Raw genomic sequence first — 23,878 nt, 5'->3', positions numbered from 1 at the left:
CGAACACAGAAGTTAAGCTTCAACACGCCGAAAGTAGTTGGGGGATCGCTCCCTGCGAGGATAGGACGTTGCCACGCATTCATGGAGGATTAGCTCAGTTGGGAGAGCGTCTGCCTTACAAGCAGAGGGTCACAGGTTCGAGCCCTGTATCCTCCATTGAGCACAAATGCTCATGAGCCGTTAGCTCAGTTGGTAGAGCATCTGACTTTTAATCAGAGGGTCGTGGGTTCGACCCCCACACGGCTCATTGCCAAATGACTAATGGTTTGGTATAATAACTATTGTGCATGCCGACTTAGCTCAGCTGGTAGAGCATCTGTCTTGTAAACAGAAGGTCGGAGGTTCGACTCCTCTAGTCGGCACTTGTATAATGCGGAAGTAGTTCAGTGGTAGAACATCACCTTGCCATGGTGGGGGTCGCGGGTTCGAATCCCGTCTTCCGCTTTGTCAATTCTATAATGCCGGGGTGGCGGAATTGGCAGACGCACGGGACTTAAAATCCCGCGGTTAGTGATAACCGTACCGGTTCGATCCCGGTCCTCGGCACTTGTTATGCACCCATAGCGCAATTGGATAGAGTGTCTGACTACGAATCAGAAGGTTGAAGGTTCGACTCCTTCTGGGTGCATTTTCTCGGGAAATAGCTCAGCTTGGTAGAGCACCTGGTTTGGGACCAGGGGGTCGCAGGTTCGAATCCTGTTTTCCCGATTTCTAATATAATATATATTAGCATTCGCGGTGTAGCTCAGCTGGCTAGAGCGTCCGGTTCATACCCGGGAGGTCGAGGGTTCGATCCCCCCCGCCGCGATTTGGCTGGCTGTTTTGGACCTTTAGCTCAGTTGGTTAGAGCAAGCGGCTCATAACCGCCCGGTCGTAGGTTCGAGTCCTACAAGGTCCATCAGGCGTTTTGCCTTGATGAATCATAACATTTTTATCATGGAGGATTACCCAAGTGGCTGAAGGGGGCGGTCTTGAAAACCGCTAGGCCGTGAGAACGACGCGAGGGTTCGAATCCCTCATCCTCCTTTTTATTATCGCGGGGTAGAGCAGTCTGGTAGCTCGTCGGGCTCATAACCCGGAGGTCGTTGGTTCAAATCCAGCCCCCGCAATTTTTGGTCCGTTGGTCTAGTTGGTTTAGGACGCATCCCTGTCACGGATGAGATCACGAGTTCGAGTCTCGTACGGACCGTTTTTGGCTCGGTAGCTCAGTTGGTAGAGCAACGGATTGAAGCTCCGTGTGTCGGCGGTTCGATTCCGTCCCGCGCCATAACTTAAATGCGGGTATAGTTTAGTGGTAAAACCACAGCCTTCCAAGCTGTTGTCGCGAGTTCGATTCTCGTTACCCGCTTTAGTTTTGGGCCTATAGCTCAGCTGGTTTAGAGCGCACGCCTGATAAGCGTGAGGTCGATGGTTCAAGTCCATTTAGGCCCATTGGAGAATTACTCAAGTGGCTGAAGAGGCGCCCCTGCTAAGGGTGTAGGTCGCGAAAGCGGCGCGAGGGTTCAAATCCCTCATTCTCCGTTTATGACCCGTTAGTCAAGTGGTTAAGACACCAGCCTTTCACGCTGGTATCGTGGGTTCAAATCCCGCACGGGTCATCTTTTTGTAGTTTTGTTGTTATCGTTTTGTTTATGGAGAATTACTCAAGTGGCTGAAGAGGCGCCCCTGCTAAGGGTGTAGGTCGTGAAAACGGCGCGAGGGTTCAAATCCCTCATTCTCCGTTCGACATATTGAAATTTCTCAATATGGTCTTATAATATTATCGCGGGGTAGAGCAGTCTGGTAGCTCGTCGGGCTCATAACCCGGAGGTCGTTGGTTCAAATCCAGCCCCCGCAATTTTGGTCCGTTGGTCTAGTTGGTTTAGGACGCATCCCTGTCACGGATGAGATCACGAGTTCGAGTCTCGTACGGACCGTTACTGGCAGTTCTGATTGAGCTGCTTTTTTTATTGAATTAAAAAATGCTCTAGAACGATGTGAAGCTCTAGAGCATTTTTAGTGGCAACCCTTATGCAATTGGGCGATAAGTTTCGTCATAGTAGTAGTTGTCTGATCCCATGCTGGTGAAGTTAGTCAGTGCTGCAAAAGAATCACTGTTCTTCCAAGCAGTCAGGTCTTCGAAGCTATCCCAGACAGTCAATAAGATAAGGGTAGCACTTTCTGCCTTGTTAGCGACCGACATCATCAGTCCGGCGTTCATATTGCCTGGTTTATCATTAACAACCTTCTGTAAACTATTGTAAAGGACCTGTTGACGGTCGCCGTTAACCTCGAAGGATTGATAGTAGAATAAGCCGTTGTAGTTACTATTCATGGTTTCGTCAAGGACGTTTAAAATAACGGGAGTCTTGAAGATGGTCTCCTGACTTGAAAGGTCAAAGAGAGCTAACTTATTACTGTGGGTAGACGCCTGCATTAATTTGAACTTCCGGTCGGGGTGCTTACTCATGATCCCTTGCAGGATTTGATGTGACCCAAACGTAAAGCTGAGTTTTGTTAACACTGAAATTCCTCCTCATAACAATTGTCTCTTTAATTATAGTACATAATCGAATTTTTATTAAAAATATTTTTAACGATGTTACTTACAAAAAGTTAAGAAAAATTGTTAGAAGCCCTTTTATCAGCCTATAATACATAGTATAATATTAGTTGTATTGATGAATGTTGTCGTAATTTAAAAGGAGGCTTTTACTTAATGGTTATTCTTTATACGTCTCCAAGTTGTACCTCTTGTCGGAAAGCTCGCGCTTGGTTGCAAGAACACAACATTCCTTATAAGGAACGAAACATCTTCTCCGATCCATTGTCAGTCGATGAAATTAAGAATATTTTACGAATGACAGAAGACGGGACTGAAGATATTATCTCGAAGCGCTCAAAAGCTTATCACAATCTAAAAGTTGATTTAAACGCTTTACCGATGAAAAAACTGTATCAGTTAATTAGTGAAAATCCAGGTCTGCTCCGCCGACCAATCATTATGGACGACAAGCGGCTGCAGGTTGGGTACAACGAGGATGAAATTCGTCGTTTCCTGCCCCGGAAGGTTCGTGAAATTGAACTGGCCGAAGCACAGCGAAAAGCGGATTTAATCTAAAAATACGGGCTGGGAATCGTTCCCGGCTTTTTCTTTTGCCACCGGTCAATCACCCGGCTTTACATTTAGGTGAAAACATTTAGAATAGTAGTAAGTATTTGTAATTAAGGAGGTGCTGCAGAATGGAAATGGAAAGAATCAATGAGAATACTATCCGCGTATTGATCAGTAATGAAGATTTAGACGCGCGGGGGATAACTATTCTCGACTTGCTTGGTGATCACCAGCAGATTGAAGATTTCTTTTACAGCATCTTGAGAGAGGTGGACGCTGACCACCAATTTGCTGACAACGACTCCGTAACCTTTCAGGTCATGCCGACCGGGAATGGTTTGGAACTCTTCATCAGTAAGAATAATCCAGATGTTAAAGCAAACGCAGATGATAGTCAACAGGTGGCCAAATACATCCAGAAGCGTGTAATGGAAGCACACCGCCAGCAAGGTGAGGGTGGCGCCACGCAGCCGCTTTCTGGTGCCCAGGAGAAGGCCAAACCGGCACCGGCCCAACCAACTATTCGCTGGCAGATTGTTGATTTTCCTTCGTTTGAAGACCTAATCGATTTCGCCCGCATTCCTGAAGATCCCGATGTTAGCAGTGAGCTTTATAAGTATAACCACCATTATTACCTTGCCTTGCGTTACCGCCAAGATGTGACAAACGACAATGCGGTTAAGGATAATCTGGCGGTGGCTTACGAGTACGGTAATCCGACAGCCACGACAATTGTCTTCCTTAGCGAACACGCGAAAAAAATAATGTCGGGCTCAGCTTTGGCGACCGTCCGTCACTATTTTAATTAATTTTCAAAAATCTCCCGTTTTTAAAAAGTGGGGGATTTTTTTGTTGGTAGCAAAACATAATGGCCAGTTAATAATGGCCAACGTAGCGGATCCCGGCTTGAAGTACGCTTGCCCAGTTTGTAATCAAGAGGTTCACCTTCGCCGGGGAAAAATAAAGGTTGCGCATTTTGCTCATTGCCGGGGTGCGGGATGTTCCTATGGCGAAGGTGAGACAGCAGAGCACCTGTTAGGAAAGCTGCAGATTCATCAGTGGCTGGCCCAACAGGGAATACCGGCCCGGGTAGAGTATTATTTGCCAAAAATTTCTCAACGTCCAGACATCATGTTCCAGTGGCGGGGCCAACAGGTCGTAATTGAATTCCAGTGTAGTCCGTTAAGTGTTCAACGAATAAGTGAGCGCAATCAGGGTTATCGTTTCCTGGGAATTCATCCCTATTGGTACCTCGGCAGTCCTTATCGGCGCCGGCTAGGCAGTGAGAAGGTGGCCCAGTTTACGCAGTTAATTAATGGAAGACCTGGGATCTGGTACTGGGATACCAAGCAGGGCCGATTAAGGGCTGACTTTAATCACTATCACTGCTCTTTGGCCCGCCGCACGAGGGTAACAAGGAGAATAATCAATGACCAGGTACAAAAGCTCATGTCCACTACCAGCCGGCAGTCAGCGGTTCGTCAGCTGGCTGCACAAGTCTGGCAGCGTCACCAGGTCCCACTGAGTTGTTGCCCGTTGGTCTGTCATGATGTTAAGCCTAGCTGGCCCGTTACGCGGCAGCCGATTATTTTTTGGCGAATTAGAGTCGTTGATTGGCTAGGTGGGCAACCACTCTTTTCTGCCTGGTCAGCTAGTGCCTGGGGAGCGCGTCTGGCAGAGATTGGTCAGCCGGACTGGTTAAATTTCCCGTGTTTGGTAGATGGAGGTTTAATTCGTCAGCAGTTGATCACTGCCTTTACGCAAGAACTTTGCCAATGGGGAATTATCGCTCTCGTTGACCAGCAGTATGTATTACTTAAGCACCCCCACTGGTTTGAACAGGTCAGCGATAAGATCCGAGTTAACAAGCGCGGACATTAAAAGCTGGTTTTTTAACACCTTCTTGGCTAGTAACGGGTTAGCCAAACAGCTAGCAAATACTAAAATAAAAGGAGTATCACTGTTCATCATAACGAACAATGGTACTCCTTATTCATCAATTACTTTTGATAATCCGGAACGGACCGGAATGGTATTGAGCGGCAAAGTCCTGGACAGACTGGTCAGGATTGAAGGTGTGGTTACGGTATGATTCAATCAGGGTTTCATAATCGAACTGAGGGATCAAGTAGCCATAGTTTGGCTCCGTTGAATCGTAAATGACGGCGGTGGCCGTGGTCGTAATTCCTAACGAGTTGGCAATTGCCTGGTCTTTCTTGAAGGCCTGCTTGGCGATTGCTGAATGGCGATCTTCCATAAACATTTCCAAATCTAGCTGGCTCTTTTCTGCCACTGTTTTGGCAAGGTGGTCAGAATAATGCCACCCCTTTTTGGTCATTACATCTTGTAAACGCAAGAGGTATTGGCGACCACGCCGGCCACCCTGAAAAAGTGCCGCTTTATAATCTAAAATTGTTTGGCTGAGGGTGGTACTAACTTCCTGACGAACTTTAAGACTGCAAGCATCGAGATGGTAAAGATCAATTGTGTCCGCAATCGTCTGCATGTTAAAGAGCGGAATGAATTGGTAACTAATCTTTGTATTCAAATCATGATCAACCCGTAAGACGTCGTTTTCACACCGAAAACAACGCATTCCCAAAGGATTGACAAATAGATGAATCTCAAGCATTAACTGCCCCTCCGATCAAGAAATAGTAACATTAATAATTGTTATTGTGACAAATTGCCTGGCCTTTGTAAAGTAATTTGTTTCCAAGATAAAAGCATTCGAGAATGTTTTAAAGTATGCTAAAATAAGAGCGAGATTTAACAGGAGGCTAGATTATGATTGAAAATTGGCAGCACTTTTTATTGCCATATCAACAAGCCGTAAATGAACTGAAAGTTAAATTACGGGGGATGCGCAAGCAGTACCAAGATCAAAAGCAGCATTCACCGATTGAATTTGTCACGGGTCGGGTAAAGCCGGTCGAAAGCATTAAGGAGAAGATGGTCCGCCGCCACGTTCAAGAGGACCGCCTCGAACAAGACATGCAAGACATTGCTGGATTGCGGATCATGTGCCAGTTCGTTGAGGATATCTATAAGGTTGTTGACCTGCTGCGTCAGCGGAGCGATATGACAATCCTTGAAGAACGGGACTACATCTCAAACGTTAAGCCGAGTGGTTATCGTTCTTACCATATCGTGATTGAGTATCCGGTCCAGCTGGTGACTGGTGAAAAAAAGATCCTTGCCGAGATTCAGATTCGGACGCTGGCAATGAACTTCTGGGCAACGATTGAGCATTCGCTGAACTACAAGTATAAGGGGGCCTTCCCCGAAGAATTGTCGGCTCGTCTGCAGCGCGCGGCGGAGGCAGCGTTCAAGCTTGATAATGAGATGTCGGAGATTCGTGAAGAAATCAAGGAGGCACAGACCCTCTTCTCCTATAAGAAAAACGCCGAGCAAAACACGGCTGGTGATGAGGGCCATCGGTCAGAGGAGGAACAAAGTGAAAGTCGCAATATTTAATAATGAAACCAGTGAGTCCCAACGGGTTACCAAGCTTCTCCGGGCAGAAATCGACCGTGTGGGCTTGGAATACGATGCCGCCCATCCGGAAGTGGTAATTACCATTGGCGGTGATGGGACCTTGCTATCGGCCTTCCACCACTACGTTGATAAGCTTGATCAGATTCGCTTTGTGGGGATTCACACTGGCCATTTGGGCTTTTACACGGACTGGCGGAACTTTGAAATTGATGACCTGGTCGATAGTCTCGTTCAGGATAGTGGACAATCTGTGTCCTACCCGCTGCTTGATATGCAGGCAATCTATTCCGATGGAACGGTTGATAAATACATTGCCCTTAACGAGGCCACAATCCGCAATATTATTCGGATGATGGTGTGTGATGTGTACATCAACAACCAACTGTTTGAAAACTTCCGGGGTGATGGCCTCTGCATCTCAACGCCAACCGGCTCGACGGCTTACAACAAGTCCGTCGGTGGGGCGATTATGGACCCGAACAGTATTGGCTTTCAGTTAGCGGAGATGGCTTCGCTGAATAACCGGGTCTTCCGGACGCTGGGCTCACCAATTATCTTTGGCGCCCAGACCAAGCTAATGCTGCGCTTACGAGATGTTAATGACCATGTAATGACCTGTGACCGTGAAAAGCTCCGCTTGAAGGTTCAAAAGGGGAGCCGGTATCTGATGGAGCTGTCGTTCCAGGTTTCCCAAAAGAAAATTTACTTTGCACGGTATCGGCACAGTAACTTCTGGAACCGGGTCAAGGACTCGTTCATTGGTGGCGCAAAATAATGCAGTTTACTTGGCAGTATAATCATCAGACCCCGCGTAAGCTGCGTTCGGCCCTTAAAATGAGTGGGGTTACTTCGACCCTTATGAAGGTGGCCATTTACCATGGTGGTAAGATGCTCATCAATGGTCAGGAAAAGTGGGCAATTGACATGGTCCATTACGGCGATACATATTCGCTGGTTCTCCCACCGGAAGTGGCAAATGACCAGGTTGACGAAAGCACGGCACCAATCAACATTGCTTATGAGGACCGGGACTTCCTGGTCCTGAATAAACCGGCGGGCGTCGCCACGGTTCCCGCCCATAACGTTCCCGTGGCGGACAGCCTCGTTAACCGTGTCAAGTACTATTACCACCACCAAGGTTACGAGAACCAGGTGACCCACGTGGCGACCCGCTTGGATAAGGACACCAGTGGCTTAGTCGTCTTCCCTAAGCACCGTTTTGCCCACGCCGTCTTGGACCGGCAATTGAAGCGCCATGAGGTCAAGAAAAATTACCTGGCCCTGGTCAGCGGTCGTTTGCAAACCAGCCATGGTTACGTTGATGCGCCCATTCGCCGGGACCCAGAATCATTTGTTAAGCGTGAAGTGGCGCCTGGGGGCAAGGCATCGGTGACTGAATACTGGTTGAAAGAACCACACCCAGCCTGGTCACTGGTGAAGGTCCGTCTGCACACGGGAAGGACGCACCAGATTAGGGTCCATTTCGCGTTTCTTCACCATCCACTAATCGGGGATGCAATGTATGGCCAGTCGACGAATTTGATTGGTCGTCAGGCCTTACACTGTTACTGGATCCAGTTTTACAGCCCCTTTAAGGAAAAAATGATTACGGTTGAAGCACCGTTACCTGCTGACTTTCGCCGGGTTTTGCATAATGAATAAAAATAAGCGTCACCACTTGGCTGAAGTCAAGCGGTGGCGCTTATTTTTATTCATTACTGTCTAGAACCTAGAACCGCATTACGCAGACGGGTTCAGGGCAGGCCACATCCTTTTGGAGCAGGGTCAGTTTACCAGTTGCTGAGTCGCGCTTGTAGAGGGTGAGGTTATCGGTATTTTGGTTTGAAGCGAGCAGGTAAGACTCGTCTGAGCTGAGGTTGAAGTCACGGGGGAAGTCACCCTCAGTTGAAATTGACTGAATGTGCTTGACGGTGAAGTCCGGCTGGATTGCGAAGACCGCAATGGTGTTTTCACCACGGTTGGAGGTGTAGATGTACTTGCCATCCTTAGACATCCGGATAGCGGCGGCACCGTTGTGGGCGGTCCAATCGGCCGGAATGGTCTTCAGGGTCTGTAAGTGGGTGAAGCTGGCATCATTAGCGTTGTACTTGAGGACGGCCAGCTTACTGGACAATTCCCCGAGAACGTAGACGTACTTGCCGTTCGGGTGGAAGATCAGGTGACGGGTCCCGAAGCCTGGTTCAAATTGGTAACGGGAAACGGCAGTCAGCTTTCCATCATTGCTAACGTTGTAAACCACGATCAGGTCCATCCCCAGGTCACAAACAATCAATCGTTGGTCAGGTGTCAGGTCGGCATAGTGAACGTGGGGTGCTTCTTGCTCTGGTTCAGGACCGGTTTCACCCTGGTGAGTGACCTTATCGGTTTCTACCAGTTGGCCGTCGTCTTTAATCTTAAATACTTCCACATTGGCAGTGTGGTAGTTGGCGCTGTACAGGAGGTGCCGCTTTTCGTCCAAGCCAACGTATGCTGGTGCAGGACCAGTGGCGAGAACAGTACTCAAGGTCTTTGCAGTGCCGTCTGCTAAAGAGTAGTCAGCAACACCGGCAGAATCGCCATCTTGCTTTACCGCATAGACGCGCTTGTCGCTACCAACCTGCAGGTAGGCTGGCTTTTGGGAAGGAACAGCGAGACTAACATCGGTCAGCTTTCCTTCGTCAGTATCAAGGGTCACTTTATAGATTCCCTTGCTATCTTTTAACGTATATGTACCAATTAAAAATTGTTCAGTCATGGTTAATCATTTTCCTCCTTCTGAAAATGCTTACCCTATTAATATAACAATTCACCATGATTAATTCTACCGTATGTTAAACTATTATCAGAAATGCGAGGAGAAGATCAAAAATGAAGAAAAGTGAACGTCAGCGCCAGTTTGTTCAAAAACACATTGCCCTGTTCCGGTGTCCGGTATGTAAGGCGCCGATGGAAGAGGTCGATAAGAACAGTATTATTTGTCAGCGGGGCCACCGGATCGACTTTAACCGTCACGGCTACCTCCACTTCTTAAGTGGGGCCGCGGATACCGAGTATGGTCGGGAAATGTTTGTTGCGCGCCGGCAGTTACTATCGGCAGGGCTCTTTCGGCCAATCATTGAAGCAGTTGCCCACAATCTCCCGGCGCGACCGTTACGGATCCTGGATGTTGGCACCGGTGAGGGAACTCCCTTAGCGCAACTGGCAAAGATTCGCCACTCACTTGCCGATACAATGGTGGGCTTTGACATTGCTAAAGCAGGGGTTACCTTGGCAACCCAGCTGCCGATAACGGCATTCTTCTGCGTTGCTGACCTCAGACAATTGCCATTTAACGGGGAATCATTTGATGCCCTGGTCGAGTTATTTTCGCCGTCTGACTATGCTGAGTTTAACCGGGTTTTGGCGCCGGGTGGTTGCCTGATGAAGGTTATCCCCAATGCTGGTTACCTAAAGGAAGTACGACAACTTTTGTATGGGGACCACCAACAAAAGTCAAACTACGATAATCACCGGGTCCTTGACCTATTCAACCAGCATTATCCCGACTGTCAGCGCCAAACGATTCACTACCAGTTTACCGTTCCCTCAGATATGAAGCAGGCCCTGGTGGAGATGACACCCTTGCATTGGGGACGGGGAGTACGGCAGTTAACCGCTGCCGACTATGCTAGATTAGACAAAGTAACGGTGGACGTCAGTTTATTAATTGCCAAAAAATCAGAATAAAGTTTGCACTTTTTTAAAAATCGTGCTAAATTATATTTCAGAAATCGTTTAGCAATTGATATCGAACAGTGTCGTTAGTAATTGCTAAGGAGTACTTCATTAAAGCAGCGTTTCGCCGTGCCCACACCGAGACCCTGCTTTTTTTATTTATCTGAGGAGATATACTAAGATGACAAATCACATTGCACTTTTTGAACCGCTCTTTCCTGCCAACACCGGGAATATTGCCCGGACCTGTGCGGGAACCAATACTGAGCTTCACCTGATTAAGCCCCTGGGCTTTTCAACGGATGACAAGCACATGAAACGGGCCGGATTGGATTACTGGAATAAGGTTAAGATCACCTATCACGATGACCTGCCGTCATTCATCGCCACGATCCCGGACATGAGCAAACTTTACATCGTTTCTAAGTTTGCTAACCATGACTATACGGATGTCGACTACACGGAAGCTGGCGACCACTACTTCCTCTTCGGAAAGGAAACGACGGGGTTACCAGAACATTTCATGCGTAAGTATCCCGATAACGCAATCAGGATTCCCCAAAATGACGATAATATCCGGGCACTGAACTTGTCCAATAGTGCGGCAATTGTGATTTATGAGGCCCTCCGGCAGCAAAGTTTCCCGAACCTTGCCCGGGTCCATACCTACCATTTTGATAAATTAAAGTAACGAGGAGGATTAAGGATGGCGAGAAAAAGGCGTCCGGCAACACGCAAATCAAAGAAGCGGGGAAGTAGTAAAAAGGATGCCCAGCTTATCAATAACCTCCTGGGCTTAATCGTGACGCTTTTGATGCTTCTGGGGTTAACAAACTTAGGCGTTTTGGGAACGGTCATTGCCAATGGTTTTCGAATCCTCTTTGGCGCGAGTTACCAGCTTGCAATCATTGTGGTAATGTTCTTTGCCTTGTCCTTTACATTCTTTGCCCGCTGGCCGCACCTGAAGGGCCGGTGGATAACAGGCTTTATAGTCTCCTACCTGGGCCTGTTGATGTGGTTGCATGTCCTCATGGTCAACCAGCAGGGCGTTCACGCTAAATTTATTCAGGTGACCTGGAGTAACCTTGGTAAAACCATCTTTAATGGTGATACGACGGTTCCCATTGGTGGGGGAATGATTGGTGCCTACCTATATAACGTCAGCAACCTCCTGATTGCCCACATTGGGACCACAATTCTTTCCTGGGTACTGATGATTCTCGGGATCGTCATCTTCTTTGCCTTACCGTGGCGTGATTTTTTGGCCACCGTTGGCATTGGCCTGAAGAAGGCGGGCAACCAGGTGCAGGGCGCTGGTCAGCGACTCCACAAGTACGTTGACCAACCGGCCGTCACTCCCCACGTAAGTAATCAGGAGCCAGAAAAAAATCCAACCCCGATGGAGTCAGCGGTGCTACCAACCACGGCCAAAGAGAAGACGGCGGCCCAAAGTGCTGTTGCCCAACCGGACCCCACAATTACTGTTGCTAGCAGTAAACAAACGGCAGCAGACAGCCAACCACTCACGGAGAAGAAGGATGATGATCCCATGCCCCTTACTGGGGTTACCGCCCAGGAAGACAAGGATTACCAGTTACCGCCCCTTGATTTGCTGACCAAGGTGAAAGCGACTGACCAACAGGCCGACCTCAAAAACATCAAGAAGAATACCCACACCCTCCAGACAACCCTGCAGTCGTTTGGGGTGGATGCAACAGTTGAAAACGTCAACCTGGGTCCTTCGGTAACGAAGTATGAGCTGCGGCCAGCGGTCGGGGTAAAGGTAAGCCGGATTACCCATTTAGCAGATGACTTGGCGCTGGCTCTTGCCGCTAAGGACATCCGGATTGAGGCTCCCATTCCAGGTAAATCATTAATTGGGATTGAAGTCCCTAATAAGCAGGTCGCAACGGTTGGCTTCCGGGACATGTTTGAAGCGGCTCCTAGTGACGACCGCCCATTAAATGTTCCTCTCGGGCGAACCGTTACTGGGGATGTCGAGATGGCGGACCTTACCAAGATGCCCCACCTCCTTATTGCCGGTGCCACCGGGTCTGGTAAATCAGTGGCGATCAATGTTATTCTGACCAGTATCCTACTCAAGGCCAAGCCCCACCAGGTTAAATTATTATTGATTGACCCGAAAAAGGTTGAGCTGAGTGTCTATAATGGAATTCCCCACCTGCTAAGCCCGGTTGTTTCGGAACCGAAAAAAGCGGCCCGGGCCCTTGCTAAGGTTGTCGCGGAAATGGAACGGCGGTATGAACTATTCGCTAAGTTCGGTGTCCGTAACCTCAAGGGGTACAATAAGCTCGTTCAAAATAATAATGCACAGGAGGGAAACGACGAACAGCCAACCCTCCCGTTGGTGCTAGTTGTTGTCGACGAACTGGCGGACCTGATGATGACCGTTTCGAATGACGTCGAGGATGCCATTGTCCGGATTGCCCAGATGGGGCGGGCCGCCGGGATTCACATGATCCTTGCCACGCAGCGACCGTCAGTTGATGTCATCACGGGACTGATTAAGGCCAACGTGCCGTCACGGATTGCTTTTGCGGTCTCCAGTGGGATTGATTCGCGGACAATTATCGACACGAACGGGGCCGAAAAGCTACTTGGCCGTGGGGATATGCTGTTTGAACCGATCGACCAGAACAAGCCGACCCGGGTTCAGGGGGCCTTCATTTCTGACCAGGACGTCGAAGCAGTGGTGGACTTTATCAAAAAGGAACAGCCGGCTGAGTACGACGAGAATATGGTGGTTACGGATCAGGAAATTGAAAACGAGGAAGAACATGAGGAAGAAGATGAACTCTTCCCTGAAGCCCTCAAGTTCGTGATCCAGCAACAGAAGGCCTCGACCTCTTTAATTCAGCGGCGCTTCCGGATTGGGTATAACCGCGCGGCCCGGATCATTGATGATATGGAACAGCGGGGCTACATTGGCCCGGCCAACGGGTCGAAACCGCGTGAGGTGTTCAAGCAAGACGATAATGAAAATACGGATAAACAGTAATGAAAAGGAAACAGGCCGCTACAGTTCAAAGAACCGCAGCGGCCTGTTTCCTTAATCATTTCTAATTAAATCAAATTTAACGAAGCAATGGCACCGAAGATAAGCGAGCCCAGCATCGCGATGAGCATGAGCCAGATTGCGACCATGGTGATCTTCTGGAAGCGCGTTTTCTTTTTCCGTTGCATTATGGATTCCTGCCTTTCAGCTTTGTTGACTGTATGTAGTTTAACGCAAGTTGAAGATAGATTTCAAACTTTAGCAGGTTCTTTTATGGTAAACTTGACTTATCTCATCGCTGGAAAGGAATAAGTAGGGTGTTTATTAACTATCAGAAAGTGTTTTTACAAGTTCTTATTATCCTCATTTACGTGGGAGTAAGGTATTTAGCGCGGCGGCTCTTTCACGCCCAGCGTCACCAACAGGAGTGGCGGATTTGCACGGTAATCCTCTTCTGGGTCCTGGCATGTTGGAACCTGGGTTACTACTGGATTGCCTTTCCCATCGCCGTTTGGATGCTGTGGTCACTGATCTTGATTGTTCTTCAGGTTGTCCATAACCATGAATTCTTGTACCGCCGTTTCTGGCCACCATTCTGGTATTCGTCAATGGTAATTGCGGTGATTACATTTGCCCTGTCATTGTTTGCCGGCGCGTTACCATTAATTTAATAATTAATTTTTTATTTTGGCAACTGGTACAATCTGCTGGTTGCTTTTTTTATTTGTGAAAATACCATGGTGAGAAGTGGGGGAATGTGGTAGACTGTTCCTATAAAGTGGTTTTAGGGGGGATTGTCGTGCTAATGGGTGAATACAAGCATGTTATTGACTCAAAAGGGCGCTTGATCATTCCCGCTAAATTCCGTGATCAATTAGGGACACCGTTTGTCATCACAAGGGGACTAGACGGGTGCCTTTTTGGTTACCCTCAAACCGAATGGCAGAGTTTAGAAGCCAAACTGAAGAAGCTACCGCTAACAAAGCGGGACGCGCGGGCATTTGTGCGCTTCCTTTACTCGGCGGCTACCGAATGCGTCCTTGATAAGCAGGGACGGGTGAACATTCCACCAGTATTACGTCAGCATGCCAAATTGACGAAGGATTGCGTGATTATTGGGGTATCAAACCGCTTTGAAATTTGGAGTGCGGATCGTTGGCAGAGTTACTCTGGCGATACGGCCGAAAACTTTGATGAAATTGCTGAGGATTTAGAGATTGATTTTTAAGATGAGGTGGATTTGAATGGCCGAGTTTAAACATATAACGGTTCTACTAAAAGAGGCCGTTGCTGGTTTAGATATTAACCCAGCCGGAAAGTATGTTGATGCAACCCTCGGTGGGGGCGGCCATACCAGTGCGATCTTAAAACAACTCGATTCCGGCCACCTTTTTTCGTTTGACCAGGACAGAACCGCCATTGATTACAACAAGGCAGCACTTGCGGACCAGATTAGCGCGGGAAAGCTAACCTTAATTGAGGATAATTTCCGTAACCTGAAGAGGGAAATGGCTAAGCAGGGAGTTGCTACAGTTGATGGGGTCTTATATGACCTGGGTGTGTCTTCACCCCAGTTTGATGACGCCCAGCGGGGGTTTAGCTATAAGCTAGATGCCCCCCTGGACATGCGGATGAACCAAGACCAGGAACTGTCGGCGATGGATGTGGTGAATGACTGGCCATACGAAAAATTGGTTCGGATTCTTTACCGGTACGGTGAAGAGCGTTTTGCTAAGCAGATTGCCCGTAAAATTGAACAGCAACGCAGCCGTCAGCCGATTCGGACGACCTTTGAACTGGTTGACGTCATTAAAGAGGGAATCCCAGCGGCGGCGCGACGCCACGGCGGGCATCCCGCAAAGAAAAGCTTTCAGGCCATTCGGATCGCGGTTAACGATGAGCTCGGTGCATTGGAGGAGTCACTTGAGCAAGCCTTTGACCTTTTGAACGTTGGGGGCCGGATCAGCGTAATCACTTTCCAATCACTGGAGGACCGGCTTGTGAAGACGATGTTTCGGGAAAAATCGTCTTTGGCTGCTGACCTTCCACAGGGCCTACCGGTTATTCCAGCCGGGATGACGCCGAAGTTCAAACTAGTTAATAAGAAGCCAATTCTACCTAGTGCGCAGGAGTTAGCTAATAATCATCGAGCACACAGTGCCAAGTTGCGCATTATTGAAAAAATTAAAGATTAAGGACAGTGGATACAATGGTTTCGAATGCAGCACGAAAATACGAAAGTCAACAGGTTAAGCAGGTTAGGCAAGCACCAGCAATGCAACAGCAGCCGAAAGGGTGGAACCGGTTAGAGCGGGCCCTGATGGTTGTGGGTGGTGCCATTAGCCTGCTGTTGATAATTACCTTACTTTCAACTAAAATTTCTATTAATAATCGTCAGCACGACCTGCAGGACCTGCAGTCCCGTGTTTCGCGAGTAAAAAACAGTAATTCGAGTGACCGTCAAGAAATTGCTGTTTTAACTAGTCAGGCCAGCTTAAAGCGGGCCGCTCACAAGTACGGTTTATCTGATAAAAATTCAAACGTAAGGAACATTAATAGATAATGAATAAAGAGCCACAGCGAACGAGGAGTAAGAAAAATAATAGCAATCAGGGGAACTTTGGGAAATGGCTTTTCCTAATCACGATTGGATTATTTTCCTTATTTTTCGTTCGTTTTGCTTACATTGCGATTAATAAGGATGTCCAGCACGTTAACCTGAAGTCGCAAGCAGAACAGATCTACACCCAGCGGCAAATAATCCAGGCCAAACGGGGCAATATTTACGACAGCAAGGGGACCGCCATTGCAACGGATACCAGCAAATACACAATCTATGCGGTCTTGGACCATAACCAGCGGTCTTCAAAGGGGAAACCGCTTTACGTTACGAACAAGGCTAAGACGGCCAGGGTGTTAGCCAAGTACTTGAACATGACGCCTAAACAAATTAAGAAACGCCTGGATGCTAAAAACCAGCCCTACCAGGTTGAGTTTGGCTCGGCCGGCAATAATTTATCAGTGGCGACAATGGAAAAGATCAAGCAGGAACACTTGCCGGGAATTAACTTTGTAGCGACCCCCGCCCGTCAATATCCAGAGGGGGAATTTGCCTCCCAAATTATTGGGATGGCGGGCCCCAAGGTCAATGCTCAGACCGGGCAGACGACCCTTTCTGGTCAGCTCGGTCTTGAAGGTTACTTTAACAAGGAACTGACTGGTAAAAACGGGATGCGGCAAGATAAGCGGGATATTTACGGTTACCGGCTGGCTAACTCGAAAGGAGTTACCCGGGAAGCCGTTAATGGTGACGACATTTATACTACCATTGATGCCCAGACCCAGCACCTGCTGGAGAGCAAGGTCAACAACGTATATAAGACCGCCAACCCAAACGCCGTCACCGCAATTGTGATGGATGCCAAGACGGGGAGAATTGTTGCCGCAACCCAACGGCCAACTCTCCGCTCGAAGAATCCGGTATGGCGGAACATGTTTGTCCAGGACGCCTATGAACCCGGTTCGACAATGAAGATCCTGGCTTTAAGCGCGGCAATTGACTCGGGGCACTTTGACCCGAACGCCACCTTTAATTCCGGAACCTGGGCAATGGGTGGCGGAAAAATCGTCGACTGGTCCTCTAGTGGCTGGGGGATGATTTCCTTTAAGGACGCCTTCGACATGTCCAGTAACGTTGGTTTTGCCCATATTGAACAAAACATGGGGGCAAAGACATGGATGAAGTATATCCGGCGCTTTGGCCTCCTCAAGCGGGTTAACGTGCTTGGCATGGGCAATGAGGTTTCCGGCTTTACCCAGTTCAAAGGGATCCTGGAACAGGCGAACACCGCCTTTGGTCAGGGGATTACGGTCAACCAGATGCAAATGCTGCAGGCGTTTAGCGCGGTCAGCAACAATGGTAAGATGATGCGGCCATACATCGTCAAGAAAATCGTTAACGCCGATGGTAAGGTTATTAAGCGCGTTAAGCCGGAGGTTGTTGGTCACCCTATCAAGGCGTCAACGGCCAAGCAAGTCCGCGGCTACATGGAGGGAGTTGTCTATGATCAAAAGGGCTTAGGCCATGACTTTCAGTTAAAGGGTCACCGTATCGCTGGTAAGACCGGGACTGCTCAAATTGGGGGCGCCAACGGTTACAGTAATGGTGATACCAACTATCTTTACTCCTTTGCGGGGATGGCGCCCGCAAAGCACCCGCGTTACGTAATGTACATCACATTACGGCAACCAAAGAACCTGAGCCAACCGGCAACGAAGCAGATGGCATCGATCTTCAAGCCGGTAATGAAGAGCCTGCTCGAAGATAAGCAGGGGGCAAGTAGCAGTGTCATTAAGATGGTCAACGTGGTTGGTCAAACACCAACTGCTGCCTCTGACCGCTTGAACAAGCTGCATATTCAGCCAGTGGTAATTGGTGATGGCAAGAAGGTTCGTCACCAGCCAACCGCACCGGGCAAGCAGGTTCTTAAAAACCAGCGCGTAATTCTTAATACGGGTGGCAAGTACCAGATGCCTGACATAAGTGGCTGGAGTGCGGCCGACGTCCAACAACTGGCTAACGAATTGGATATCAAGCTGGTTGAACACGGTAGTGGTTACGTAAGTAAACAAAGTATTAAAGCCAACAGCAAGGTTAATGGTCACCAGACCCTTACTGTTGAGTACCAAAATAAACAGTAATAGGAGGACAATATGAATCTATTAAGTGGTGTTTTAACGCTTATCAGTGCGTTTCTAATTACCTTTTTGCTAATGCCGTCGTTGATTCGGTATTTCCGGGCCAAGAAGGAGGGCCAACAGATTAGAAAAGAGGGCCCAACTTGGCACGCCAAGAAGGCGGGAACGCCGACAATGGGGGGCTTTCTGTTCATCATTTCGGCAGTAGTTACGATCCTGTGGGTGGCTGCCTGGCGGGGGCTAATTGACAATACCCTCTGGGCCCTCCTGTTGATTCTTGTTGTCTACGGCCTGATTGGGATGTGGGACGATAGTATTAAGATTTTCCACCACCAAAATGAAGGGTTTAAAGCTTGGCAAAAAGCCCTCTGTCAGGTGATTGCGGCGATGGTATTTACCGTAATTTACCAGTACGAAGGCTTTCAAATGGGCTTCGGAACCAACCAATACGGCTGGCTGTACGGCCTTTTCATCATCTTCTGGATTGTCGGCTTCTCTAACGCCGTTAACCTGACTGATGGGTTGGATGGCCTGGTCAGTGGCCTATCGATCATTTCGTTCTTGGCTTACCTGGTAATTGCCCTGGTTAACTTAAACCAACCGGGCTATCCAGAAATTGCCCTCTTCTGTTTGGCAATGATTGGGACCATGCTGGGCTTCTTCCCTTACAACCACAAGCCGGCCAAGATTTTCATGGGTGATATGGGATCTTTAGCAATTGGTGCCTCTTTAGCGGCCGTTTCCCTGCTCTTACACCACGAATGGTCGCTGCTGGTCATTGGAATTGTTTATGTTTGTGAAACGGCTAGTGTAATCCTCCAGGTAGCTTCCTTTAAGCTAACTGGTAAGCGGATCTTCAAGATGAGCCCAATTCACCACCATTTTGAAATGTGTGGGTGGAGTGAATGGAAGATCGATATTGTCTTTTGGATTGTTGGATTAATTGGGGCAGTTATTGCTGTCAGCACGATTTTGTTAGTTGGTTAAATTTAAAACGGGAGAATGAGTTACGATGAAAGAGATTGAAGATTATCAAGGGAAAAAGGCCCTCGTGATTGGTTTTGGAATTAGTGGATTAAACGCTGCCCACCTGCTTGTTAAGCTTGGGGCGCAGGTAACGGCAAACGATATGAAGACGCCGAAGGATCCACAAGTGGTTGCCGATTTGAAGGCGGATGGTATTAACGTCATCACCGGGAGTAACCCCTTGTCTCTAGCTGACCAAGACTTTGACGTGGTAGTCAAGAATCCGGGTATTCCGTATGATAATCCCCTGGTTGCCAAGTTTGTTGAGAAGAAGACGCCAATCATCACCGAAGCCGAGTTAGGCTGGGAAATCTTTGACGGCCACCTGGTGAGTGTTACCGGGAGTAATGGTAAGACAACGACGACAACCTTAACGCAGCTGATGCTAGCGAAAAGTTCCACCCATACGGTGAAGTATGCTGGAAATATCGGGGTTTCCTTTAGCAAGGTTGCTGAAGAACTGGGCCCTGATGACACCTTGGTCACGGAACTCTCGAGCTTCCAACTGTTGGGGGCCCCGACAATTCATCCCCACATCGCGATTATTACCAATATTTTCTCCAATCACTTGGACTACCATAAGACCCGTGAAAACTACATTAACGCTAAGTTAAATATCACCCGGAACCAAACCAAGGACGACTTTTTGATCATGAACTGGGACCGGGACGAGTGGCAAGAGATTGCCCGCCGTAGTCAAGCAACTATTGTTCCATTCTCACGGCAAGACAAGAGTCATGAGGGTTCATACGAGGAAAATGGTGATATTTACTGGCGCGGTGAACGAATTATGGCGGCAAAGGATATCCGCCTGATTGGACCCCAAAACGTGGAAAATGCACTGGCGGCAATTGCGGCTGCTAAGCTAAGTGGGGTCGCCAATGAAGATATCGTCAGTGTCCTCACGACCTTCAGTGGGGTCCGCCACCGTCTTCAGTACGTGCTCGATTACAAGGGGCGGCGTTTCTACAATGATTCAAAGTCGACCGACATTGAAGCGACTGAGGTTGCCTTGCAGGGCTTTGAACAGCCGGTAATCCTGTTAGCCGGCGGCTTAGACCGGGGGTACACCTTCGAACGGCTCGTACCGTACTTTAAAAAACACGTTAAGGCCATTATTGTCTTTGGCCAGTGCAAGGATAAGATGAAGGACGCGGCTGAACAAGCCGGCATTCCGACAATCCTGGAGAGTGAAAATGCTATTACAGCGGTACCCGCAGCTTGGAAGGTTAGTGAACCGGGAGACGTAATCCTTCTTTCACCGGCCAACGCCAGCTGGGATCAGTTCCCCAGCTTTGAGGTGCGGGGTGACCGCTTTATTGAAGCTGTTGAAAAGCTGACTGGACGAAAGGAGAATAACTAATGCGTTTACTAGTTTCTGGAGGCGGAACGGGTGGCCACATTTATCCGGCCTTAGCATTAATTGAGCGTCTTAAGCAGGTTGAACCGGGGACCGAGGTCCTGTACGTGGGAACGACCCGTGGTTTGGAAAACAAGATTGTTCCGGATGCAGGAATTAAGCTGGAAACAATGAAAATGCAAGGTTTCAAGCGATCCCTCTCTTTGGAAAATTTTAAGACCGTCTACCTCTTCTTGAAGTCGGTCCACCATGCTAAGTCGATTATTAAGGATTTTAAACCCGACGTTGTTTTGGGAACTGGTGGCTACGTTAGTGGGGCCGTTCTATATGCGGCAGCCAAACACCATATCCCGACGGTTATTCACGAACAAAACAGTGTTGTCGGGGTCACTAATAAGTTTCTGAGTCGTTACGTTGACGAGATTGCAATCGCCTTTGAGGCGGCCCGGAGCCAGTTCCCTCAAGAAAAGGTAACAATGGTTGGTAACCCCCGGGCCCAACAGGTGGTTTCGCAAACGGATAGCCAGTTCTCCTGGACGAGCTACGGCCTTAAAGATGACGTCCCAACCCTGATGATTTTTGGGGGAAGCCAGGGCGCACCAAAGATTAATAAGACCGTCGTTGACGCGATTCCGCAGTTCAATAAGCGGAAATACCAGGTTATCTTTGCCACTGGTCAAAAACGCTACGATCAGGTTCAGGAACAGCTGAAGGGTGTCCAAATTGCGGATAACGTTAAGGTTGTGCCTTATATCAAGGACATGCCGGCGAAGATGCCCAAGGTGGCGGCGCTTGTTTCACGGGCAGGGGCAACCACGATTGCGGAGGTTACCGCGCTTGGTGTACCAACTATCCTGATCCCGAGTCCCTACGTTACGGCTAACCACCAGGTTAAAAACGCCCAGGCCCTCGTACGGAAGAATGCTGCGGTAATGATCACGGAAGATAACCTTGACGCCCGGTCGTTGATGGTTCAGGCAGATAAGATTATGGAAAACGCTGATTTGCGCAAAGAGATGGCAACTGCTTCACGGAAATTAGGAAAGCCGGATGCTGCTGACCACCTGATTAAGGTCTTGCATAAGGCGATTGATGACCACCAAAAGTAGTAAGGAGGAGGTTGGCTTGGATAAGTCTCATTTCATTCCAGAACACCAACAATATGCACAACGTTTAACCGCCCTGGAAAAGCGTCGTGCCCAAGCTGACCATCCCCATAAGGGTGGCGAAAGAATTGGTCATAAGGTCCATAAAATCAAGCGGTACCGGTATTTCACCAGTGGAGAACGGGTCGCCAAACTGGTTTGTCTCTTTGGTGGGATTTTCCTGCTCGCCCTTTACGTTATTTCACCGCTCAGCAAGATCAAACAGATCCAAGTGGTTGGTAACAACGAATTAAGTGTCCGCCAGATTGAAAAAGCAACCCAGATTCACCCGGGACGTTACATTTGGGGGGTCTACGCTAACCGGAATGCCCTCAGCCAAAGTGCCCACAAGAAGAACCCGCAAGTTAAAAGTATTCGGGTTCGTGTCACCGGCCCACAGGCGGTTAAAATTACTGTTCAGGAAAATCCGGTTGTTGGGTTGGTTGAAATCAAGCAGCGCGATTATGACGTCTTAGCAAATGGTCAGCTGCAGGCGGCAAAGAGCGACAAGAGTAAGATTACATACCAGGGATTCGGTAAGAACCGGACAGCGTTAAGAAAAACTGCGGTGCAGATTGGCAAAGTCAAGCCAGTGATTCGGAATGGTATTTCAGCAATCGCGTACCGTCCTAACAAGATCTCGCCACGACGGTTAGTTATCTACATGCGGGATGGTAATACCGTATACGCGGATTATAAAACGGTTGGTAAGAAGTTAGCCTATTACCCAGGAATTGCGGCGACAATGAAGGATCCTGGGGTTATTGACCTTCAAGTGGGTGCTTACTCGTACAGCTACGGGTCCCATGACAAATGATTTTAGAAAAGATTGGGGAAAGCATTTTTGAAGTGAATAATATGTGGTAAAATCTTACTTAGGTATAATTTAAAATACAAAATTTTTAATTGAGTATATTTAATAGTTTTAGGAAGGTGCCGTTCAGATGGATAATTCAGAAGTATTTGTTGGATTGGATATTGGAACCACCTCGATTAAGGCATTAGTATGCGAGAATGTTAAAGGGCAATTAAAAGTTGTCGGGGTGGGGGTTGCTCCTTCCACCGGACTTAACCATGGCGTAATCGTTGATATCGATAAGACCGCCCATGCTATCTCACAAGCGGTTGCTAAAGCAGAGGAAAAATCCAATCTTAGTATCAAAAAACTTATTGTTGGCCTCCCCGCCAACTACTTACAAATGCAAAAGGTTCATGGAATGATTACCATTGCATCACAGGGACAGTCGCGCGAGATTGTCAACAGTGATGTTAATGATGTTGCCAGAGAAACCCTAACACAAAATATTCCACCAGAGCGGACAGTTTTAGACCTGATTCCTACCGAGTTCTCTGTTGATGGCTTCGGCGGAATCAAGGATCCACGGGGAATGGTTAGTGTCCGCTTGGAAATGAAAGCAACGCTATACACCGGTCCTAAAACCATTATTCATAACACCAAAAAGGCGGTTCAAAGAGCTGGTTATGAAATTAAAGACTTTGTCATTGAACCAATTGCAACGGACTTTAACCTTCTTAATGACGGTGAGCAGGACTTTGGCACGGTCGTGATTGACCTTGGTGGCGGTCAGACAACCACCAGCATCATCCATGATCACCAGTTGAAGTATACCTTCGTTGATCCGGAAGGTGGCCAGTACGTCACCAAGGACATTTCAACGGTCCTCAATACTTCATTAAAGAATGCGGAACAGTTGAAGCTTAACCATGGTTATGCTGACCACACGCTTGCCGACGAAGAAGCGGAAATCAATGTTAACGTTGTCGGTAAGAATGAGCCCGTTCAATTTACCGAAGAATACCTGGCCGAAGTAATTGAGGCCCGGATGCGGCAAATCTTTGAACGAATCCACCAGCGTCTGCAAAGCATTCATGCTCCAGAATTACCTGGGGGAGTCACAATTATCGGTGGTGGTGCAGCAATGCCTGGTGTTAAGGAGTTGGCTCAGCAATACTTTGCGGGTCGCATTAAGATTTATGCACCAGAACAGATGGGAATTCGTCACCCCGGTTATGCTGCCGGTTTGGCACTGGCCATGTACGAAAGCCAGTTGTCGGATGTTGATAAACTCATTAAGCAGACGATCCAACAACCTGATATAATAGAAAGCCCACGAGAAGACGAAAAGTCTGCTGACGGTGGGCGCCAAATGGTTCACCAGTGGTCAAATAAGCAGGCGCAACCAGCACGTGAGGCTAACCATTCGCGGCAAGAAAAACGGTCAACGCCAAAAAAGGAAAAGCATTCGTTTGGTAACCGGTTAAAGGGTATGTTTGACAACCTATTTGATTAAAGTCACGGAGGAGAA

General features: G+C 48.3%; 23 protein-coding genes and 20 tRNA genes. 39 read left to right on the top strand and 4 right to left on the bottom strand.

Going from position 1 to position 23,878, the window contains the following annotated elements; genetic code table 11:
• The first annotated feature begins 83 nt into the window (after nucleotides 1-83).
• From QOS01_RS04040 to QOS01_RS03945, 20 genes are all read left to right on the top strand, one after another.
• Nucleotides 84-156: transfer RNA gene (locus QOS01_RS04040), tRNA-Val, on the top strand.
• 18 nt (nucleotides 157-174) lie between these two features.
• A tRNA-Lys gene (locus QOS01_RS04035) sits at nucleotides 175-247 on the top strand.
• A gap of 42 nt (nucleotides 248-289) precedes the next feature.
• Nucleotides 290-362, top strand: a tRNA-Thr gene (locus QOS01_RS04030).
• A 10-nt stretch (nucleotides 363-372) separates the two neighbouring features.
• Nucleotides 373-444 (top strand) — tRNA-Gly (locus QOS01_RS04025).
• A gap of 16 nt (nucleotides 445-460) precedes the next feature.
• Nucleotides 461-546: transfer RNA gene (locus tag QOS01_RS04020), tRNA-Leu, on the top strand.
• An 8-nt stretch (nucleotides 547-554) separates the two neighbouring features.
• Nucleotides 555-628: transfer RNA gene (locus QOS01_RS04015), tRNA-Arg, on the top strand.
• A gap of 6 nt (nucleotides 629-634) precedes the next feature.
• Nucleotides 635-708: transfer RNA gene (locus tag QOS01_RS04010), tRNA-Pro, on the top strand.
• A 26-nt stretch (nucleotides 709-734) separates the two neighbouring features.
• Nucleotides 735-808: transfer RNA gene (locus QOS01_RS04005), tRNA-Met, on the top strand.
• A 16-nt stretch (nucleotides 809-824) separates the two neighbouring features.
• A tRNA-Ile gene (locus QOS01_RS04000) sits at nucleotides 825-898 on the top strand.
• Between the two features lie 40 nt (nucleotides 899-938).
• Nucleotides 939-1,026 (top strand) — tRNA-Ser (locus QOS01_RS03995).
• Nucleotides 1,027-1,035: 9 nt separating this feature from the next.
• Nucleotides 1,036-1,109, top strand: a tRNA-Met gene (locus tag QOS01_RS03990).
• Nucleotides 1,110-1,114: 5 nt separating this feature from the next.
• Nucleotides 1,115-1,189: transfer RNA gene (locus QOS01_RS03985), tRNA-Asp, on the top strand.
• Nucleotides 1,190-1,194: 5 nt separating this feature from the next.
• Nucleotides 1,195-1,267, top strand: a tRNA-Phe gene (locus tag QOS01_RS03980).
• Between the two features lie 10 nt (nucleotides 1,268-1,277).
• Nucleotides 1,278-1,348: transfer RNA gene (locus QOS01_RS03975), tRNA-Gly, on the top strand.
• An 8-nt stretch (nucleotides 1,349-1,356) separates the two neighbouring features.
• Nucleotides 1,357-1,431, top strand: a tRNA-Ile gene (locus tag QOS01_RS03970).
• Nucleotides 1,432-1,433: 2 nt separating this feature from the next.
• A tRNA-Ser gene (locus QOS01_RS03965) sits at nucleotides 1,434-1,521 on the top strand.
• 5 nt (nucleotides 1,522-1,526) lie between these two features.
• A tRNA-Glu gene (locus tag QOS01_RS03960) sits at nucleotides 1,527-1,598 on the top strand.
• A 35-nt stretch (nucleotides 1,599-1,633) separates the two neighbouring features.
• Nucleotides 1,634-1,721, top strand: a tRNA-Ser gene (locus tag QOS01_RS03955).
• A 42-nt stretch (nucleotides 1,722-1,763) separates the two neighbouring features.
• Nucleotides 1,764-1,837: transfer RNA gene (locus QOS01_RS03950), tRNA-Met, on the top strand.
• Between the two features lie 4 nt (nucleotides 1,838-1,841).
• Nucleotides 1,842-1,916 (top strand) — tRNA-Asp (locus tag QOS01_RS03945).
• Nucleotides 1,917-2,008: 92 nt separating this feature from the next.
• On the opposite strand, the gene QOS01_RS03940 is transcribed toward QOS01_RS03945, so the two are convergent.
• Nucleotides 2,009-2,503: an antibiotic biosynthesis monooxygenase family protein gene (locus tag QOS01_RS03940; protein ID WP_283621212.1), complete on the bottom strand. Its 495-nt coding sequence runs from the start codon at nucleotides 2,501-2,503 to the stop codon at nucleotides 2,009-2,011.
• 195 nt (nucleotides 2,504-2,698) lie between these two features.
• Here QOS01_RS03940 and spxA point away from each other — a divergent pair, with 195 nt between their 5' ends.
• From spxA to QOS01_RS03925, 3 genes are all read left to right on the top strand, one after another.
• Nucleotides 2,699-3,100 carry a transcriptional regulator SpxA gene (gene spxA, locus QOS01_RS03935; protein ID WP_047767452.1) on the top strand — a complete coding sequence of 134 codons (402 nt, stop codon included), beginning with the start codon at nucleotides 2,699-2,701 and terminating at the stop codon, nucleotides 3,098-3,100.
• A gap of 122 nt (nucleotides 3,101-3,222) precedes the next feature.
• Nucleotides 3,223-3,903: an adaptor protein MecA gene (locus tag QOS01_RS03930; protein WP_283621211.1), complete on the top strand. Its 681-nt coding sequence runs from the start codon at nucleotides 3,223-3,225 to the stop codon at nucleotides 3,901-3,903.
• A gap of 43 nt (nucleotides 3,904-3,946) precedes the next feature.
• Entirely contained in the window at nucleotides 3,947-4,975 is a 1,029-nt protein-coding gene (locus QOS01_RS03925) for a competence protein CoiA (protein ID WP_283621210.1), read from the top strand.
• 115 nt (nucleotides 4,976-5,090) lie between these two features.
• Here QOS01_RS03925 and QOS01_RS03920 read toward each other — a convergent pair whose 3' ends face one another.
• Nucleotides 5,091-5,726, bottom strand: a complete 636-nt coding sequence (locus QOS01_RS03920; RefSeq protein ID WP_283621209.1) for a DsbA family protein — start codon at nucleotides 5,724-5,726, stop codon at nucleotides 5,091-5,093.
• 155 nt (nucleotides 5,727-5,881) lie between these two features.
• Between QOS01_RS03920 and QOS01_RS03915 the strand changes: the two genes are divergently transcribed.
• The 3 genes from QOS01_RS03915 to QOS01_RS03905 are packed head-to-tail and all read left to right on the top strand — an operon-like array spanning nucleotide 5,882 to nucleotide 8,254.
• On the top strand, nucleotides 5,882-6,571 hold the full coding sequence (locus QOS01_RS03915) for a GTP pyrophosphokinase (protein ID WP_047767460.1): 690 nt from the start codon (nucleotides 5,882-5,884) through the stop codon (nucleotides 6,569-6,571).
• A complete protein-coding gene (locus tag QOS01_RS03910) occupies nucleotides 6,453-7,367 on the top strand; it encodes an NAD kinase (RefSeq protein ID WP_326521097.1) in 915 nt (304 codons plus the stop codon). Before QOS01_RS03915 ends, QOS01_RS03910 begins: the two co-directional genes overlap by 119 nt.
• Nucleotides 7,367-8,254: an RluA family pseudouridine synthase gene (locus tag QOS01_RS03905; protein WP_283621207.1), complete on the top strand. Its 888-nt coding sequence runs from the start codon at nucleotides 7,367-7,369 to the stop codon at nucleotides 8,252-8,254. Before QOS01_RS03910 ends, QOS01_RS03905 begins: the two co-directional genes overlap by 1 nt.
• 67 nt (nucleotides 8,255-8,321) lie before the next feature.
• Here QOS01_RS03905 and QOS01_RS03900 read toward each other — a convergent pair whose 3' ends face one another.
• Nucleotides 8,322-9,347 (bottom strand): lactonase family protein, encoded by a 1,026-nt coding sequence (locus QOS01_RS03900; protein ID WP_283621206.1) that lies wholly within the window; start codon nucleotides 9,345-9,347, stop codon nucleotides 8,322-8,324.
• 113 nt (nucleotides 9,348-9,460) lie between these two features.
• Here QOS01_RS03900 and QOS01_RS03895 point away from each other — a divergent pair, with 113 nt between their 5' ends.
• The 3 genes from QOS01_RS03895 to QOS01_RS03885 all read left to right on the top strand — a co-directional run bounded on the left by QOS01_RS03895 (nucleotide 9,461) and on the right by QOS01_RS03885 (nucleotide 13,325).
• On the top strand, nucleotides 9,461-10,318 hold the full coding sequence (locus QOS01_RS03895; RefSeq protein WP_283621205.1) for a methyltransferase domain-containing protein: 858 nt from the start codon (nucleotides 9,461-9,463) through the stop codon (nucleotides 10,316-10,318).
• A 169-nt stretch (nucleotides 10,319-10,487) separates the two neighbouring features.
• Nucleotides 10,488-10,997, top strand: coding sequence for a tRNA (cytidine(34)-2'-O)-methyltransferase (locus QOS01_RS03890; protein ID WP_283621204.1), 510 nt, complete (start codon nucleotides 10,488-10,490; stop codon nucleotides 10,995-10,997).
• A 15-nt stretch (nucleotides 10,998-11,012) separates the two neighbouring features.
• Nucleotides 11,013-13,325 (top strand): FtsK/SpoIIIE family DNA translocase, encoded by a 2,313-nt coding sequence (locus tag QOS01_RS03885; protein WP_283621203.1) that lies wholly within the window; start codon nucleotides 11,013-11,015, stop codon nucleotides 13,323-13,325.
• 65 nt (nucleotides 13,326-13,390) lie between these two features.
• Here the strand turns inward: QOS01_RS03885 and QOS01_RS03880 are convergent, their stop codons facing one another.
• Nucleotides 13,391-13,510 carry a DUF4044 domain-containing protein gene (locus QOS01_RS03880; RefSeq protein ID WP_283621202.1) on the bottom strand — a complete coding sequence of 40 codons (120 nt, stop codon included), beginning with the start codon at nucleotides 13,508-13,510 and terminating at the stop codon, nucleotides 13,391-13,393.
• A 129-nt stretch (nucleotides 13,511-13,639) separates the two neighbouring features.
• Between QOS01_RS03880 and QOS01_RS03875 the strand changes: the two genes are divergently transcribed.
• The 10 genes from QOS01_RS03875 to ftsA all read left to right on the top strand — a co-directional run bounded on the left by QOS01_RS03875 (nucleotide 13,640) and on the right by ftsA (nucleotide 23,863).
• Nucleotides 13,640-13,993, top strand: a complete 354-nt coding sequence (locus QOS01_RS03875) for a hypothetical protein (RefSeq protein WP_283621201.1) — start codon at nucleotides 13,640-13,642, stop codon at nucleotides 13,991-13,993.
• A 128-nt stretch (nucleotides 13,994-14,121) separates the two neighbouring features.
• Nucleotides 14,122-14,550 carry a division/cell wall cluster transcriptional repressor MraZ gene (gene mraZ, locus QOS01_RS03870; protein ID WP_283621200.1) on the top strand — a complete coding sequence of 143 codons (429 nt, stop codon included), beginning with the start codon at nucleotides 14,122-14,124 and terminating at the stop codon, nucleotides 14,548-14,550.
• A 16-nt stretch (nucleotides 14,551-14,566) separates the two neighbouring features.
• On the top strand, nucleotides 14,567-15,517 hold the full coding sequence (rsmH, locus tag QOS01_RS03865; RefSeq protein ID WP_283621199.1) for a 16S rRNA (cytosine(1402)-N(4))-methyltransferase RsmH: 951 nt from the start codon (nucleotides 14,567-14,569) through the stop codon (nucleotides 15,515-15,517).
• Between the two features lie 14 nt (nucleotides 15,518-15,531).
• Nucleotides 15,532-15,885, top strand: coding sequence for a cell division protein FtsL (locus QOS01_RS03860; protein ID WP_283621198.1), 354 nt, complete (start codon nucleotides 15,532-15,534; stop codon nucleotides 15,883-15,885).
• Entirely contained in the window at nucleotides 15,885-18,023 is a 2,139-nt protein-coding gene (locus tag QOS01_RS03855) for a penicillin-binding transpeptidase domain-containing protein (protein ID WP_283621197.1), read from the top strand. The genes QOS01_RS03860 and QOS01_RS03855 overlap by 1 nt, the downstream gene beginning before the upstream one ends.
• A 12-nt stretch (nucleotides 18,024-18,035) precedes the next feature.
• Nucleotides 18,036-19,007: a phospho-N-acetylmuramoyl-pentapeptide-transferase gene (gene mraY, locus QOS01_RS03850; protein ID WP_283621196.1), complete on the top strand. Its 972-nt coding sequence runs from the start codon at nucleotides 18,036-18,038 to the stop codon at nucleotides 19,005-19,007.
• Nucleotides 19,008-19,032: 25 nt separating this feature from the next.
• Nucleotides 19,033-20,409 (top strand): UDP-N-acetylmuramoyl-L-alanine--D-glutamate ligase, encoded by a 1,377-nt coding sequence (gene murD, locus QOS01_RS03845; protein WP_283621195.1) that lies wholly within the window; start codon nucleotides 19,033-19,035, stop codon nucleotides 20,407-20,409.
• Nucleotides 20,409-21,515 (top strand): undecaprenyldiphospho-muramoylpentapeptide beta-N-acetylglucosaminyltransferase, encoded by a 1,107-nt coding sequence (gene murG / locus QOS01_RS03840; protein WP_283621194.1) that lies wholly within the window; start codon nucleotides 20,409-20,411, stop codon nucleotides 21,513-21,515. The genes murD and murG overlap by 1 nt, the downstream gene beginning before the upstream one ends.
• A gap of 16 nt (nucleotides 21,516-21,531) precedes the next feature.
• A complete protein-coding gene (locus QOS01_RS03835) occupies nucleotides 21,532-22,368 on the top strand; it encodes a cell division protein FtsQ/DivIB (RefSeq protein ID WP_283621193.1) in 837 nt (278 codons plus the stop codon).
• 127 nt (nucleotides 22,369-22,495) lie between these two features.
• The gene (gene ftsA, locus QOS01_RS03830) at nucleotides 22,496-23,863 is read left to right on the top strand and encodes a cell division protein FtsA (protein WP_283621192.1); all 1,368 of its coding nucleotides are present in this window, start codon (nucleotides 22,496-22,498) and stop codon (nucleotides 23,861-23,863) included.
• The last annotated feature ends 15 nt before the right edge of the window (nucleotides 23,864-23,878 follow it).

This window comes from Limosilactobacillus avium (assembly GCF_947381485.1).
Taxonomy (GTDB): domain Bacteria; phylum Bacillota; class Bacilli; order Lactobacillales; family Lactobacillaceae; genus Limosilactobacillus; species Limosilactobacillus avium.
Note: the sequence above shows the minus strand (reverse complement) of the source record. Positions and strands in the feature narration are given on the sequence as shown.

Coding starts and splice junctions, on each gene's coding strand:
- QOS01_RS03885 (WP_283621203.1), top strand. CDS start 11,013: ATGGCGAGAAAAAGGCGTCCGGCAACACGCAAATCAAAGAAGCGGGGA.
- QOS01_RS03915 (WP_047767460.1), top strand. CDS start 5,882: ATGATTGAAAATTGGCAGCACTTTTTATTGCCATATCAACAAGCCGTA.
- mraY (WP_283621196.1), top strand. CDS start 18,036: ATGAATCTATTAAGTGGTGTTTTAACGCTTATCAGTGCGTTTCTAATT.
- QOS01_RS03890 (WP_283621204.1), top strand. CDS start 10,488: ATGACAAATCACATTGCACTTTTTGAACCGCTCTTTCCTGCCAACACC.
- QOS01_RS03920 (WP_283621209.1), bottom strand. CDS start 5,726: ATGCTTGAGATTCATCTATTTGTCAATCCTTTGGGAATGCGTTGTTTT.
- murG (WP_283621194.1), top strand. CDS start 20,409: ATGCGTTTACTAGTTTCTGGAGGCGGAACGGGTGGCCACATTTATCCG.
- QOS01_RS03930 (WP_283621211.1), top strand. CDS start 3,223: ATGGAAATGGAAAGAATCAATGAGAATACTATCCGCGTATTGATCAGT.
- QOS01_RS03855 (WP_283621197.1), top strand. CDS start 15,885: ATGAATAAAGAGCCACAGCGAACGAGGAGTAAGAAAAATAATAGCAAT.
- QOS01_RS03860 (WP_283621198.1), top strand. CDS start 15,532: ATGGTTTCGAATGCAGCACGAAAATACGAAAGTCAACAGGTTAAGCAG.
- QOS01_RS03895 (WP_283621205.1), top strand. CDS start 9,461: ATGAAGAAAAGTGAACGTCAGCGCCAGTTTGTTCAAAAACACATTGCC.
- QOS01_RS03880 (WP_283621202.1), bottom strand. CDS start 13,510: ATGCAACGGAAAAAGAAAACGCGCTTCCAGAAGATCACCATGGTCGCA.
- murD (WP_283621195.1), top strand. CDS start 19,033: ATGAAAGAGATTGAAGATTATCAAGGGAAAAAGGCCCTCGTGATTGGT.
- rsmH (WP_283621199.1), top strand. CDS start 14,567: ATGGCCGAGTTTAAACATATAACGGTTCTACTAAAAGAGGCCGTTGCT.
- spxA (WP_047767452.1), top strand. CDS start 2,699: ATGGTTATTCTTTATACGTCTCCAAGTTGTACCTCTTGTCGGAAAGCT.
- QOS01_RS03900 (WP_283621206.1), bottom strand. CDS start 9,347: ATGACTGAACAATTTTTAATTGGTACATATACGTTAAAAGATAGCAAG.
- ftsA (WP_283621192.1), top strand. CDS start 22,496: ATGGATAATTCAGAAGTATTTGTTGGATTGGATATTGGAACCACCTCG.
- QOS01_RS03905 (WP_283621207.1), top strand. CDS start 7,367: ATGCAGTTTACTTGGCAGTATAATCATCAGACCCCGCGTAAGCTGCGT.